General features: G+C 58.8%; 10 protein-coding genes. 5 read left to right on the forward strand and 5 right to left on the reverse strand.

What is annotated here, in order from left to right; translation table 11 throughout:
* Positions 1-51: 51 nt before the first annotated feature.
* Together sugR and lexA are read right to left on the reverse strand one after the other, a co-directional pair.
* On the reverse strand, positions 52-834 hold the full coding sequence (gene sugR, locus QP908_RS00800) for a transcriptional regulator SugR (RefSeq protein ID WP_239269843.1): 783 nt from the start codon (positions 832-834) through the stop codon (positions 52-54).
* A gap of 483 nt (positions 835-1,317) precedes the next feature.
* Positions 1,318-2,028, reverse strand: a complete 711-nt coding sequence (gene lexA, locus QP908_RS00805) for a transcriptional repressor LexA (RefSeq protein ID WP_239269842.1) — start codon at positions 2,026-2,028, stop codon at positions 1,318-1,320.
* Positions 2,029-2,282: 254 nt separating this feature from the next.
* On the opposite strand from lexA, the gene QP908_RS00810 reads away from it, so the two are divergent.
* Together QP908_RS00810 and nrdR are read left to right on the forward strand one after the other, a co-directional pair.
* Positions 2,283-2,687: a hypothetical protein gene (locus QP908_RS00810; RefSeq protein WP_239269841.1), complete on the forward strand. Its 405-nt coding sequence runs from the start codon at positions 2,283-2,285 to the stop codon at positions 2,685-2,687.
* Between the two features lie 219 nt (positions 2,688-2,906).
* Positions 2,907-3,365 carry a transcriptional regulator NrdR gene (nrdR, locus tag QP908_RS00815; RefSeq protein ID WP_023017363.1) on the forward strand — a complete coding sequence of 153 codons (459 nt, stop codon included), beginning with the start codon at positions 2,907-2,909 and terminating at the stop codon, positions 3,363-3,365.
* 281 nt (positions 3,366-3,646) lie between these two features.
* Here nrdR and hrpA read toward each other — a convergent pair whose 3' ends face one another.
* Positions 3,647-7,549 carry an ATP-dependent RNA helicase HrpA gene (gene hrpA / locus QP908_RS00820; RefSeq protein WP_284771457.1) on the reverse strand — a complete coding sequence of 1,301 codons (3,903 nt, stop codon included), beginning with the start codon at positions 7,547-7,549 and terminating at the stop codon, positions 3,647-3,649.
* A 121-nt stretch (positions 7,550-7,670) separates the two neighbouring features.
* Between hrpA and QP908_RS00825 the strand changes: the two genes are divergently transcribed.
* A complete protein-coding gene (locus tag QP908_RS00825) occupies positions 7,671-8,603 on the forward strand; it encodes a hypothetical protein (RefSeq protein ID WP_284771458.1) in 933 nt (310 codons plus the stop codon).
* A 64-nt stretch (positions 8,604-8,667) separates the two neighbouring features.
* Here the strand turns inward: QP908_RS00825 and QP908_RS00830 are convergent, their stop codons facing one another.
* A complete protein-coding gene (locus QP908_RS00830; RefSeq protein ID WP_239269838.1) occupies positions 8,668-9,615 on the reverse strand; it encodes a hydrogen peroxide-inducible genes activator in 948 nt (315 codons plus the stop codon).
* Between the two features lie 162 nt (positions 9,616-9,777).
* Here QP908_RS00830 and QP908_RS00835 point away from each other — a divergent pair, with 162 nt between their 5' ends.
* Complete coding sequence (locus tag QP908_RS00835; protein WP_023017366.1) at positions 9,778-10,371, forward strand: peroxiredoxin; 594 nt, start codon at positions 9,778-9,780, stop codon at positions 10,369-10,371.
* A 104-nt stretch (positions 10,372-10,475) separates the two neighbouring features.
* Complete coding sequence (gene ahpD / locus QP908_RS00840; protein ID WP_239269837.1) at positions 10,476-11,000, forward strand: alkylhydroperoxidase, AhpD family; 525 nt, start codon at positions 10,476-10,478, stop codon at positions 10,998-11,000.
* A gap of 120 nt (positions 11,001-11,120) precedes the next feature.
* Here ahpD and QP908_RS00845 read toward each other — a convergent pair whose 3' ends face one another.
* Positions 11,121-13,664 carry a DEAD/DEAH box helicase gene (locus QP908_RS00845; protein WP_284771459.1) on the reverse strand — a complete coding sequence of 848 codons (2,544 nt, stop codon included), beginning with the start codon at positions 13,662-13,664 and terminating at the stop codon, positions 11,121-11,123.

The following is a 13,664-nucleotide window of genomic DNA, read 5'->3' on the forward strand; positions in this document are numbered from 1 at the left end:
GGTGAGAAATGGCACCGGAGTAGGGAGGGCGAAGTCGTGCGCGTGTTGGAGCTATTCGCTGGCGAGCACGACATCGATCTCTCGCTCGCGCAGGGCGTCAACGAAGGATTCCGGTGCGCCGGAATCGGTGATGACGACATCGATATCGGCAATGGAAGCGAAGCTCACCAGATAGTCGTTGCCCAATTTGCTGGAATCAAACATGACCACGACCTTGTGGGCATTCGTGACGAAGGCAGATTTGATGGCTGCTTCTTGGGAATCGGCCGTCGACAAGCCGTGGTCGAGGGTCAGGGCATTAGTGCCGATGAAGGCGACATCGGCACGCATGAGCGCCATGGTGCGCAAGGCGGTATCGCCGACGACGGCTTGGGTGATAGCGCGTACGGTGCCGCCGAGGAGCTGGACATCGGGAACGCCGCTATTGGCTAGCGACAGCGCGATGGGCAGGCTATTGGAGACGATATTGAACTGCGCCTGCGGGTATTGCTGGCTGATGAGCTCGGCAAAGGTATTAATCGTGGTGCCGGCGTCCAAGAAGATGCTGCCGCCGCCAGGGGGAAGGAAATCGAGCGCGGCGTGCGCGATGGCAGCCTTGGCCCCAGATGCGGAACGCTGGCGGGTATCGAGGGTGAGCTCCGCGGTCTGGAACGCCTGCGAAGCCACGGCGCCACCGTGAACGCGGTGGACAACGCCCTCACGATCTAGCACGGCTAGGTCGCGGCGAATGGTTTCAGCAGTCACGTCGAAACGCTCCGATAATTCGGTGACGTTCACGCGACCCTCGACGGCAGTTTGGGACGCGATCTGGCGGCGTCGCTCCTCTGCGTACACAGACCCTCCTTGCTCCTTGCCTTCGTCCGGGCGGTTACTCCATCTGCGAATGCAGGCGTTCGGTGAAAGCTAACTGATGTGGGATTTCTCCCTCCATTGTGTCAAAATTCGGCGGTAATCGGACGAAAACAAAAATTAGGGTGTGCGCCGTTGTCTGGTTTGGGATGAAAGCCGCAGGTCAGTCAGCTATATTTGCCCTAGTTGAAAGCCAACCCTAGTAGCGCTTAACTTACAGATCCGTTATTTCGGGGGTGCTTTTTCAATAAGTCCCGCGCGCTTAAGTTGGCTTTTGGGGCGCGATTGCGAGGCAGAAAGGCATGGAATGTGTTAAAACTCGTAGGCCCTGCTCCCCAAGCAGGGGAAACAGGGCAGCGTACTAAGTGCAAAGAGCGGGTTTCAAGAAAGCGGGCGCAGAGTGCAGGCGGCGACAACAGCCGCAGGCGAAAACTCGCGTGCGGCTTGGTTAACGTAGCTTGCCGGGGCTTAGAGTTTGCGGAAGACGGATACTACCTTGCCCATAATTTCCGCATCATCGCCGTTGATGGGCGGGTAGGCATCGTTGTGCGGAAGGAGCCATACGCCAGAGGAATCGCGGTGGAATTCCTTGACGGTGGCCTCGGAGCCATCGAGAAGCGCGGCGACAAACTCGCCTTCCTCAGCCACCGATTGCGACCGAATGATGACCCAGTCGCCGTTGAGGATGCCGGCATCCTGCATGGAATCGCCCACGACCTGCAGCATATAGAGCTCGCCCCCGCCGACGACCTCGTCTGGCATGGGGAAATACGTGTCGATATTTTCCTCTGCGGTGATTGGTGCACCGGCGGCGATGCGGCCAACGACGGGAATATAAGCTACGGCGGCAGACTCTTCAGGGCCGCGGGCAGAGGTATCGGGGATCTCCTTAGACTTGCGGCCCGGCTTCTTTTCGGCGTCGTCAGTGTTGAGGTGGCGTACGTCGACCGCGCGGGGCTTATTGGGATCGCGGCGCAAGAAGCCCTTTTCCTCAAGCTGCTTGAGCTGATAGGCCACGGATGAGGTGGATTGCAGGCCGGCGGCGTCACCAATTTCGCGGATGCTGGGCGGGTAACCGCGGAGCATCACTGCATCGCTGATGACGTTAAGGATGCGGCGTTGCCTTTCGGAAAGGGAGGCGTAATCGTTCTTTGCGGTGCTTGCTTTCTTGCGGCCCATGTGCGGCTCCTAGCTAGGGGGTCTGAGGTTTCTGCGTTCGTAGCTTGAAAAGGGACTGGGTGACACCTGCGTGCCATAACTCATTTGTAGCACGAAAAGTACAAGCGTTCGAGATTTACGCGAAAAACTGGACAGGTTTTCGAAGGGGTGCTATAAATCGAACATAGAAACAGTCTCGAACACAGGAGCGACATTGAGCTCTTGCTGTGTCAAGGGGCCGCTTTAGACTTACGGCGGTCGTCGAAAGGAAAGCAATGTCTCAACTACTTAACTCTCGCAATAACATGGTTAAACAACGCGCGGCACGTCCACAGATCGTCCCTTCAGCCGCCATTTGGGATATTGATGATCAAAGCTGGGGCGTGCAGCATTCTCCTTCCGAAAAGAGGGAAATCAGGACCTTAAATTCCGTATATCGAACGAATCGTGAAGGTTATTCGAATACGTGGACTGATGAAAGTTTCTTACCTGATTTCGCGAACAGGCCGATGAAAGAAGACGATGCGCAAAGTTCGCGCAAGAATTACCTCCTTGGTGCAGTATTTGGCGCTGCCGTATTTTTCGGCACGATTGCCGGCGGGCTGATGGGTACGAATGCTGAAACGCCGACTGATCCTGGCGCTTCGGTACAGCAAGTAGAAGCAGCGATCGGTCAGTAGCGCTGCGTGTACTAAAGCAGGCCACTAAAGCAGGCACTTCGGGGTTTAAGGCTTGGAGCCTTGTTAGGCAGCAGCTTGTTTACCAGCGGCAGATAGGGCCTGCTTGCTTCACGGAGACCGGCACGCGAGCAGGAGAGGTCTTTCGCAATGATGTCAGGTTTTTGGCTTGGCCTTGGGAGGTAAACTAAACCGAGAAGCTAAATTAGCGAAAGGACTAGTGTGTACTGCCCGTTTTGCCATAACGAACAATCCCGCGTTATTGACTCGCGCGTGGTTGATGCTGGCGCATCGATACGGCGCCGGCGGGAGTGTGCTTCCTGCAAGGGGCGCTTCACCACTGTGGAAAAGGCCGTACTGCTGGTTGTTAAGAGAAATGGCCTTGCTGAGCCATTTAGCCGGGATAAACTCATTCGGGGCGTTAGGCGCGCGTGCCAGGGTCGTGACGTTAGCGATGATGCCTTAAAAAAGTTGGCCCAAGAGGTTGAGGAAACGGTGCGGGGGCATGGTTCCTCGCAGGTGAATGCCAACGAAATCGGGCTAGCGATTCTCGAGCCGCTGCGTGACCTAGACGAGGTTGCATATCTGCGCTTTGCCTCGGTGTATAAATCATTCGAGAGCGCGGATGACTTTGAATCGGAGATTCGTTTGATGCGGCGCCGCGATCGCGGGGACCTTTAAACTGCGCAGTGTAGGACGATTTCTCAGCCGTGATACGGCCGTTCCTGCGCAGGATCGAAGCAGTCTTAAATGGCATTTTGTGCGCATGATTCCGCTAGAGCCTGCCCAATGTTCACGCCGCCGGCGGCCGAGTAAGCAGATTTTTAGCTTAGGTACGGCCGGCCGGGTGGCCAGCCAGCAGACCGAGCGGCCAGCAGGCCGGACGGCTAGCCAGCGGACCGGGCGTCCGTAGCGGGGAGCCGGGGTCCTCGGTCGGCGGTGGGACCGTGACGTTGGGGAGACTAGCGCAGCTTATCCACCGCTTTTTGAATCCTCCGCAGGGATACTGCGTGGGCCGTGCCGAGGCGCTGGGCAAAAAGCGAGACCCGCAATTCCTCAATCATCCAGTGGATGTCCTTGACCTCGCGGGTCTTTTCGCGGCCCGCGGGAAGGTTTCGGAGGCGGTTTGCTAGGTAGGCCTTGGCATTATCGACCTCTGCTTGGCGGTCCGCATCGCGATCCGGATCGAGCGACATGTCCTCCAAGCGGATGCGCATTGCCTGGATGTAGCGGGGAAGGTGGCGCAGGTGCGCGGCTCCGTGCACGGTGATGGCATTCGGCGGAAGAAGGAAATTAAGTTGGTTTTCCATATCGTTGATGGCGGGACCGTCCCACTGGGAAAGCTCGGCGCGGAGGTTGGAGTACTCAGCCAAGCCAGGCGCGATCGAGACGATTGATTGTCGCACGCGGCCGGGGACCTGCGGTTTCACGGTATCCTTGAGCTCGGAAAACGCCTCTGGCGAGCGCACGGGGCCGCCGGCTTCGAGCATGAGGTCGCGGATTGCCGCTACGCGGGCGTCATTCACCAGCCCGTCTGCGCCGCTATGCGGATAAGAATCCACGGCAACGCGTTGCTGCAAGGGAAGCCCCTTGACCATTTGCGCGGTCGAGACGGAAATCTCGCGCATCAAAAGCGTGAGGGTGGTGGTGACCATGGCGGCATCGGCAGCCGCCTTGGTGGGATGAGCCTTAAGCTCGACGCCTTCCTTGGTAGCCACCAATGCTGGGTAGGCGGTGACCTCGTGGCCATCGACGGTGGTGGTGACGGTCTCGTCAACGGTGCCGAGGGTATCGTCGGTCCACTCGCTGACCGCGGTGGATTCGGCGGTGCGGCTTACCCGCGAGACGGACGATTTAATGTGGCCGGCCTGGCGCTCGCGCAGGGCGGCAAGGTCCCTATCGGAATCGATGATGGTGCCACGCTTGTCGATGGCCGCGTAATTCATCCGCAAATGTTCCGGCAGCTTGTCCGGTTGGAAGTCGGAGGCGTTGATGCCGTGGCCGCCGAGCTCGCGCAGGACATCGGCAAGCTGCTGGGTAAGCGGTCCTTCGAAGGGGATGAGGCGTTCCATGGCGCGTTCGGCAAATTCTGGGGCGGGCACGACGGTGCGCCGCAGGGCCTTGGGAAGGGAACGAATAAGCTCGTTGACGAGCTCGAGCCGCAGGCCGGGGACGAGCCAATCGAAGCCTTCGGTATCGAGGCCGGCAAGCATGGGAACGGGAACCATGACGGTGACGCCATCGAGGGGATCGCCGGGCTCGAATTTATAGGTCAGCTCGTAATCGATGGAGCCCTTGCGCCAGTGATCGGGGAAGGAGACTTCGGTGACGTCGTGGGAGTCATCGACAAGCGTGGCTGGGTCGAAATTCAGCAGATCGGGTTTCTGGCGGCGCTTTTTCTTCCACCAGGAATCGAAATGCCGGCCCGTGGTGACCTTGTCTGGAATGCGCTGGTCATAGAAATCAAAGAGGGTATCCTCATCCACGATGAGGCCACGGCGGCGGGCCTTTTCCTCGTACTCGGCGGCCTCATCAAGGGCCTGCGCGTTTGCCTTGAGGAAGTCATGATGCGCATTCCACTCGCCGGCGATAAGCGCATTGCGGATGAACATATCGCGCGCAGCGACGGGATCCACGCGGTGATAGGGCACGGTGCGATCCGCGACGATGGGCACGCCGTAGAGCGTGGACTTCTGGTGTGCGATGGCGGCCGCGCGCTTGCGGGACCACGTGGGATCGGAATAGTTGTGTTTGAGCAGGTCGGCGCCGAGCTTTTCCACCCACGATGGGTCGATAGCGGCGACGTCGCGGGCCCAAAGCCGAGAGGTTTCGACGAGCTCAGCCGCCATGAGGAACTCCGGCGGCTTTTTGGATAAGGCGGAACCTGGAAAGACGAGGAAGCGGGTATTGCGCGCGCCGTGGAACTCCTTGGAATTACCGTCGCGGGCGCCGATATTGGATAGCAGTCCGGATAGCAGCGCGATGTGAATATCGTCGGAGCGGCGCTCGGTGGCTTCTTGGTAATCCCACCCCAGCTGCTTGGAGACGTCTTTGAGCTGGCGGACCAAGTCGAACCACTCGCGGATGCGCATGTAGTGGAGGAACTCCTGCTTCATGCGCTTGCGGAACTTATTGCCCGATTGCTCATTGCGGGTCTGCTTGATGTAATCCCACAACTTCAGCATGGACAAAAAGTCAGAGGTCTTGTCCTTAAAGCGCGCGTGCGCCTGATCGGCTTGCGCTTGGTAGTCCAGCGGGCGTTCGCGCACGTCTTGGATGGTCATGGCGGCAACGATGATGATGACATCGTGGAGGCAGCCGTTGGTATGGGCCTCGATAAGCATGCGCGCCATGCGTGGATCGAGTGGGATGCGGGCCAAGTTGCGGCCGGTTTCGGTCAGCGTGGGCTTCTCGTGCTTATCCTGGAGCGCCCCGAGCTCGTGGAGGAGGTTGAGGCCATCGCGAATGGCCTTGAACTGGGGTGGCTGGAGGAAGGGGAATTGCTCGATATCGCCGAGCTTGAGCGAGACCATCTGCAAAATGACGCTGGCCAGGTTGGTACGCAGGATTTCCGGGTCAGTAAATTCCGGACGGCTTTGAAAGTCCTGCTCGCTATAGAGGCGGATGGCGATGCCATCGGCGACGCGGCCGCACCTACCGGAGCGCTGGTTAGCAGAGGCCTGCGAAATCGGCTCGATGGGCAGGCGTTGCACCTTGGTCCGCGTGGAATAGCGCGAGATGCGCGCAGTGCCGGTATCCACGACGTAGCGGATCCCGGGTACGGTCAGCGAGGTTTCGGCGATATTGGTGGCCAAAACGATGCGCCGCCCGCGGTGATTGCTAAATACGCGGTGTTGTTCCTGGTTGGATAGGCGCCCGAAGAGGGGAGCAACCTCGACGTTTTTCCATTTTTTGGCCTCGATGGCTTCCATGGCATCGCGGATATCGCGCTCGCCGGGGAAAAAGCAGAGGATATCGCCGTCGCCTTCTGCCATGAGCTCCTCGATGGCCTCGGTTAAGCCATCGAGCGGGTCTTGATCCACCAGCTTTCCACCGGCCTCGAATTCGAGGGGACGGTAGCGGATTTCTACCGGGTACGTGCGCCCGGAGACCTCAATGATGGGCGCGGGGGTGCCATTGGGTTGGGCGAAGTGCTCGGCAAAACTTTCCGGATCGATGGTTGCGGAGGTGATGATCACCTTGAGATCGGGCCGCTTGGGAAGCAACCTCTTGAGATACCCCAAGAGGAAATCGATATTCAGCGAGCGCTCGTGCGCCTCATCGATAATGATGGTGTCGTATTTATTAAGGAAGCGATCGCGCTGCATTTCCGCTAGCAGGATGCCGTCCGTCATGAGTTTTACGGCGGTGTTATCAGAGACCTGGTCATCGAAGCGGATGGCGTAGCCCACCGACTCCCCAATGTCTTGGTCGAGCTCGGAGGCGATGCGCTCGGCGACGGTCCGCGCGGCGATGCGGCGCGGCTGCGTATGGCCGATAAGGCCGCGGCGGCCCCGGCCGATGTCGAGGCAGATCTTGGGGATCTGCGTGGTCTTACCAGAACCGGTTTCGCCAGCGATGATGACGACTTGGTTTTCTTCAATCGCTGCGGCGATATCGTCCTTGCGGGCGCTGACTGGCAGGGAATCGGGGTAGGTGAGTTGGGGGACGGCGGCATCGACAAGCGCGAGGCGATCTGCGGCAGCCTGGATATCCTGGCCGATTTCGCGCAGGGCCTTGGGGGCGCGTGCCTTCGACAGGCGGCGGCGGAAGCTGCGGGCCTCGGCGATGGTGACGTTGTCTAATGCTGCAAAAAGTTCATCGCGGCTAGGAGCCTGCGACGTCGTGGTTTCATGCTGTGTCATGGCTAATCTATGAGCTTACCCCGGTTACGTGGAGTGGAAAAAGTTGCTATTGTGAAAGCACTTATCTCAACGATACTTTTCTCGTTGCGCCCAACCCGAATGCAGAAGGAAGGCACCGCTGATGAACGACGATAAATCCGGTGGAAATGACGATTTTCCGCGCTATGAACCGACTGACCACCCAGAAGATCAGCCGAGCTACGGAAGCCTGCCGTCCTATGGCGGCAGCCACGAGAGTGGCAGCCACGAAAGCTCCGGAAACCAAGGATATGCGGGCTACCAAGCACAGGATAATACCGTAAATTCCGGCGGGTTTACCGGAAAGCCCTCGGCCATTGATTCGATTTCGTGGGCCTTTCGCACGGTATCTAAGAATTGGAAATTGTGGATCCTCGGTGCCTTGCTCGTTGGCGTCATTGTCATCGCTTTTTCCGGCGTAAGCATAGCCGTTGCTCCCGCAGAGGGTGCGGATGCCTCCGGTGCGGGATCCATTGTGCAGATCGTGTCCTACGTGATCATGGCCGTCGTCACCTTGTTGGTGATGCGGCTGGCGCTCTTCCAGATCGATGATCCGCGCACTGGGTGGAGCTATGTGGGCAAGGAAGTGCGGTGGTGGCAGCCGCTGGCGATCATGATCATCATCGGCATTATTACCTCGGTAGTAATGTTCATCTTCGTTGGTGGCTCGATTTTCCTCGGCCCAGACGCGGGCACCAACGCCACCGAGGACGAGGCATTGGAAGCCATGGCGGGATTTTTCGGAGTCATGGCTGTAGTGGCTCTCATCGGCCTATTCATCCAGCCGCTTTATATGCTGATGCAGTGGTTTGCAGCCGACGGTGACGGGGTTGGCCAGGCCATTAAGAACGGGTTTAAGGCCGGTAAAGGAAACTACGGCCAGCTCTTGCTGCTGACGGTGCTCAACGCGCTGATCACCATTTCCGGCGGCATCCTATTACTGGTTGGCTTGATTGTCGCCGTACCGGTTACGGTACTGTCTACGGCTTATCTGTTCCGCCAGTGTGCGGGCCGCGCGACCGGCCAAGCTGCGTAAGCGCTTAACTATTGTTGAAGGCCACCGAGGTATTGCTTCGGTGGCCTTCAACGTGTGTGGCGATTTAGTGCTCGAGCGAGCGGGCGAGGGCATTTTCATAAGCGGCGGTAATCAGGGTACCGAATTCGCGGAACTCTTCACTGCGTGCGGCAGAGGAGCGGAAGACGAGGCCGATTTCGCGCTCGGCGGTGACATCGGGGTCAAAGTAAGCTATGCCGAGGTTCTTGCCGTGGCATTCGGTGGCCAAAGCGGACTTGGGGATAAGGGTGCAGCCGAGCCCGCCCATGACCAACTGCATAATAGTGGTCAGTGATGAGGCGCGCGTGACGGAATTCGTTGCCTCTGCCGGGTTGACGTGGGCGTGCCGGCAGAGATCGACGATTTGGTCGCGGAGACAGTGGCCATCGTCAAGCAGCAGCAAATCCAAGTCCCGCAACTCCGCAACCTGGACGTCCGTACGCCCGGCGATGGGGTGATCGGGTGGGCTGACGAGGGCGAAGTCCTCGGTGTACAGAGGGCTGTCGACCATGCCCGTGGCCTCTGAAGGCAAGGCGAGGACGGCTAAATCGAGGTTGCCGTTGCGCAGGCGCGCGATGAGGTGCTGGGTTTGCTCCTCCACAAAGCGCGGCTCAAGTTCTGGGTAGGTCTCCGTAATCATCGCCAGCAAGTCCGGGAGGATATACGGGGCGATGGTTGGGATGACGCCGATGGTCAGCGGGCCGGACAGCGTGCCATGGGCGCCGCGGGCGTGCGCGAGGAAGGTATCGGCGGCCTCGAGGGTGGACTTGGCATAGGGCAATAGCGTTTCGCCGGCCGAGGTTACGATGACCTTGCGGGTGGAGCGCTCGATGAGTTGCACGCCGAGCCCCTGCTCGAGCGCTACCAGGCCCTGGGAGAGGGAAGGCTGAGAGATCTCCAGCTTCGCGGCAGCGGTGCCGAAGTGCTTATTTTCCGCCACGGTGACAAACGTGCGCAGCTGGGCAAGTGTTGGTCGATACTCTTTATTATGCATGCCTATCACTCTAACATTTATCTATAGGATTAGCTATTGACGTGACCGGAATTAATGGTATTGTCTTTGGTGTTGGGCCGGAGAGGGTCCGGCCCGTGGTCCTTGGCACAGGACTGTCGGAAACTTAAAAAAGATTACCCTTTTAAGAAGGAGTTGAAGAACATGCCTATCATGACCGTTGGCGAAAAGTTCCCAGAATTCGACCTCACCGCCCTAACCGGCGGCGACCTGCACAACGTTAACGCTAGCCAGCCAGAGGACTACTTCGAGCAGGTTTCTCTGGACAAGTACGAGGGCAAGTGGAAGGTCGTCTTCTTCTACCCCAAGGACTTCACCTTCGTGTGCCCGACCGAGATCGCTGCCTTTGGCAAGCTGGACGAAGAGTTCCAGGACCGCGACACCCAGGTGCTGGGCGGCTCCACCGATAACGAGTTCGCTCACTTCAACTGGCGCGCAACCCACCCGGACCTGAAGGACGTTCCGTTCCCGATGTTCTCCGACGTGCGCCACGACCTGATTCGCGCACTGGGCGTAGAAAACGCTGACGGCGTTGCTGACCGCGCAACCTTCATCATCGACCCAGATGGTGTCATCCAGTTCGTCTCCGTTACCCCGGACGCTGTGGGCCGTAACGTTGACGAGGTCCTGCGCGTCCTCGACGCACTGCAGTCCGAAGAGGTCTGCGCCTGCAACTGGGAGAAGAATGACCCAACGAAGAACATCGACAAGATGGACGTCGTTCAGTCCCAGCTTTAAGCATTAGTTACGCGTGAGCGCTGTCCCCGCCCCATGAGGCGGGGAGGGCCCGCACCCGACTTGCAATTTAAGTTACTGAGAAAAGATTGAGAAGGAGAAAGACTGTGTCTATCGAGAACTTGAAGTCAGCACTGCCTGAGTACGCCAAGGATCAGAAGCTCAACCTCGGCGCGTTGACCCGCACCACCGAGCTGGATGAAGAGCAGCTGTGGGGCACCCTGCTGGCCTCGGCGGCAGCTACCCGCAATGACACCGTGATTTCTGAAATCGCGGAAGAGGCGCAAGAGCACCTCTCTGAGGAAGCCATCAACGCCGCTTACGGCGCTGCCACCGTGATGGCAATGAACAACGTTGCCTACCGCGCCAAGAGCTGGTTGGGCGATGACTACGCACAGGTTAAGTTCGGCCTGCGGATGAACTTCATCTCCAAGCCGGGCGTGGAAGACGCTAACTTCGAGCTGTGGAATATCGCCGTGTCCGCTATCAACGGCTGTGAGCACTGCTTGGGCGCCCACACCCAGAAGATCAACGATGCTGGCGCGACCAAGGAGCAGGTCTGGGAGGCCATCAAGGTTGCTTCTGTCATTCAGGCAGTCGCACAGGCCGTCCAGATTGAGGCTGCACGCTAAAAGCGCTGCTTAATTAGCCTTGAGAATAAGCCACCCCCGCGCGCTGCTTTCGGTTTCCCATAGGATTCCGGGTGCAGCGCAGGGGGGTGGCTTTTATCGTTTTAGCTAACCCGCGTGTGATTAATACTCGACGCGCAACTCCGACAGGCGGACTTCACCGGCTTCATCGGAGGCATCCAGATCGACCGTGGCGACGAATTGATAGGCGCGATCTCCTGCCGGGTCCTTGATAATTTGCCGCACGGGCCAGCTGCGGGAGCTGGATTCTTCCAACCGGAAGTACTCCGGGCCGCGCGCCTCAGGGCCGGTATCAATATCGTCGTATTCGTCAAAGTAGTCATCCAAGACGGCGCCAAAATCGGGGACCTCGTCCAGATAATCCAATACCTCGGCCAGGCGGTCTTCTTCCTCCAGCGCGAAGAGTTGCGCGAGGCGGAACATGTAATTGCGCACCATGATGCCAAAGGCGCGTCGGTTAGCGGTAAGCGCAGTAGGATCTTCGACGCCGAAGGCCAGCTCGCGGTCGAGCGTATCTTGATCGATGGGGGAGTCCTCGCCGACCATCTGCGCCCATTCATCGACAAGCGAGGAATCCACCTGGCGGATAAGCTCGCCCAACCAGATAATGATGTCTTCAATTTGGGGCGTCGTATATTCATCGGGGATGGACTGTTTGAGGGTGCGCCAGGCATCGGTGAGGTAGCGGAGAATAACGCCCTCAGACCGGGCTAAGCCGTAAGTGGCCACCAAGTCTGAGAAGGTCATGGCGTTTTCCACCATGTCGCGCACCACGGATTTGGGCCGCAGCTCGAATTCCTTCACCCACGCATTGGTCTCCGCAAAGGTATCGTAGGCCTGCTCGAGCAGCTCCTCTAGGGGCTTGGGCCAGGTAATATCCTCCACGATATTCATGCGGTCGGTGTAGTCCACCCCGTCCGCCTTGAGGGCGGCAATTTCCTCCCCGCGCCGCTTCTTCTGCTGGGCCTGCAGCACCTGCCGGGGATCATCGAGGATCGCCTCAAAGACCGAGATCACATCAAGGTGATAGCTTTCCGCCTCCGGGTCCAACAGGGAGAGCGCGGCCAAGGCAAAGGGGCCGAGGGGCTGGTTCAGGGCAAAGTCGCGCGGCAACTCCCGCACGAGGTGGTAGGGGCGGCCGTAGATATCCAGCCCCTTGGTGGATTTTTGGACCACCCCGGAATCCACCAATCCACGGAAGAGGTCGAGGGCGGTGAGGATATCTTTATTCTGCTTGCTGCGGGGATCGTGATTATCGCGCAAGAGGTGGCGCATATGCGCATAACCATCGCCGTGGCGGGCTAAGACATTGAGCAGCATCGAATTCGAGACCCGGAATTGCGAGGTCAACTGCTCTGGTTCTGCTTCCGTCAGCCGCGCAAAGGTCTTCTCGGACCAAGAGACTTCGCCCTCGCGTGCGGACTTTTTCTTAAGCTTCTTGAGCCGCTTCGGGTCATCGCCAATGCGCCTGCGGGCCTTGGCATTTTCAATCTCATGTTCGGGGGCCTCGACGACGACGGTGCCTTCCGTGTCGTAGCCCGCACGCCCAGCGCGCCCCGCAATCTGGTGGAATTCGCGGGATTTCAAGATGCGCTGGCGTTGCCCATCAAATTTGGCCAGGCCGGTCATCAATACGGTGCGGATGGGCACATTGATGCCCACTCCCAGGGTATCGGTACCGCAAATGACCTTGAGAAGGCCGCGTTGCGCGAGGCGCTCCACAAGCCGCCGGTACTTGGGCAGCATTCCCGCGTGGTGGATGCCAATGCCCTTGCGAAGCAACTTTGAGAGGTCTTTGCCAAAGGCAGTGGTAAAGCGGAACCCGCCGATTTCTTCAGCGATGTTTTCCTTTTCCTCTTTGCTAATGATGCCAGACAGCGAGGTCAGGGCTTGGGCCCGTTCGGCGGCCTCGCGCTGGGAAAAGTGCACAACGTAAATGGGCGCCTTATTATGAGCGAGTAGCTCTTCGATGGTTTCGTGCACCGCGCTAAAAACATACGAGAAATCCAGCGGCACCGGGCGGGTGGACCCAGCCACCAGATTGGTCTCGCGCCCTGTGCGGCGGGTGAGATCTTCCTGCAGCCAGTCGGTATCACCTAGCGTGGCCGACATTAAGAGGAATTGCGCCTTGGGCAGTTCTAGGAGCGGCACCTGCCATGCCCAGCCGCGATCAGGATCGGAGTAGTAGTGGAATTCATCCATCACCACCTGGTCGATGTTGGCCTCGGCGCCATCGCGAAGCGCGATATTCGCAACGATCTCGGCGGTGGCGGCGATGATGGGGGCGTTGCCGTTTACGGTGGCATCGCCAGTCATCATGCCCACGTTCTCCGCGCCGAAGATTTCACACAGCGCAAAGAACTTCTCGCTTACCAGCGCCTTAATGGGCGCGGTATAAAAGCTCCGCTGCCGGCGGGCGAGGGCGATGAAGTGGGCGGCGTTGGCCACCATGGACTTTCCCGAACCCGTTGGGGTCGCGAGGATAACGTTATCTCTGGCCAGGATACCGAGCAAGGCCTCCTCCTGCGCGGGATATAGATTGATTCCCTTGCTGGTGGTCCACGAGTTAAAAGTATCCCAAATGGCCTCATCGATGAGGGACTCGGGGACTTCCGTTAAATCTGGCAGCTGTTGAGATAAGTTCAC

The organism is Corynebacterium sp. MSK204, assembly GCF_030229885.1.
GTDB lineage: Bacteria > Actinomycetota > Actinomycetes > Mycobacteriales > Mycobacteriaceae > Corynebacterium.

Bases quoted from the DNA above. Each gene is read 5' to 3' on its own strand.
- lexA (WP_239269842.1), bottom strand. From the start codon at position 2,028: ATGGGCCGCAAGAAAGCAAGCACCGCAAAGAACGATTACGCCTCCCTT.
- QP908_RS00825 (WP_284771458.1), top strand. From the start codon at position 7,671: ATGAACGACGATAAATCCGGTGGAAATGACGATTTTCCGCGCTATGAA.
- QP908_RS00830 (WP_239269838.1), bottom strand. From the start codon at position 9,615: ATGCATAATAAAGAGTATCGACCAACACTTGCCCAGCTGCGCACGTTT.
- hrpA (WP_284771457.1), bottom strand. From the start codon at position 7,549: ATGACACAGCATGAAACCACGACGTCGCAGGCTCCTAGCCGCGATGAA.
- QP908_RS00835 (WP_023017366.1), top strand. From the start codon at position 9,778: ATGCCTATCATGACCGTTGGCGAAAAGTTCCCAGAATTCGACCTCACC.
- QP908_RS00810 (WP_239269841.1), top strand. From the start codon at position 2,283: ATGTCTCAACTACTTAACTCTCGCAATAACATGGTTAAACAACGCGCG.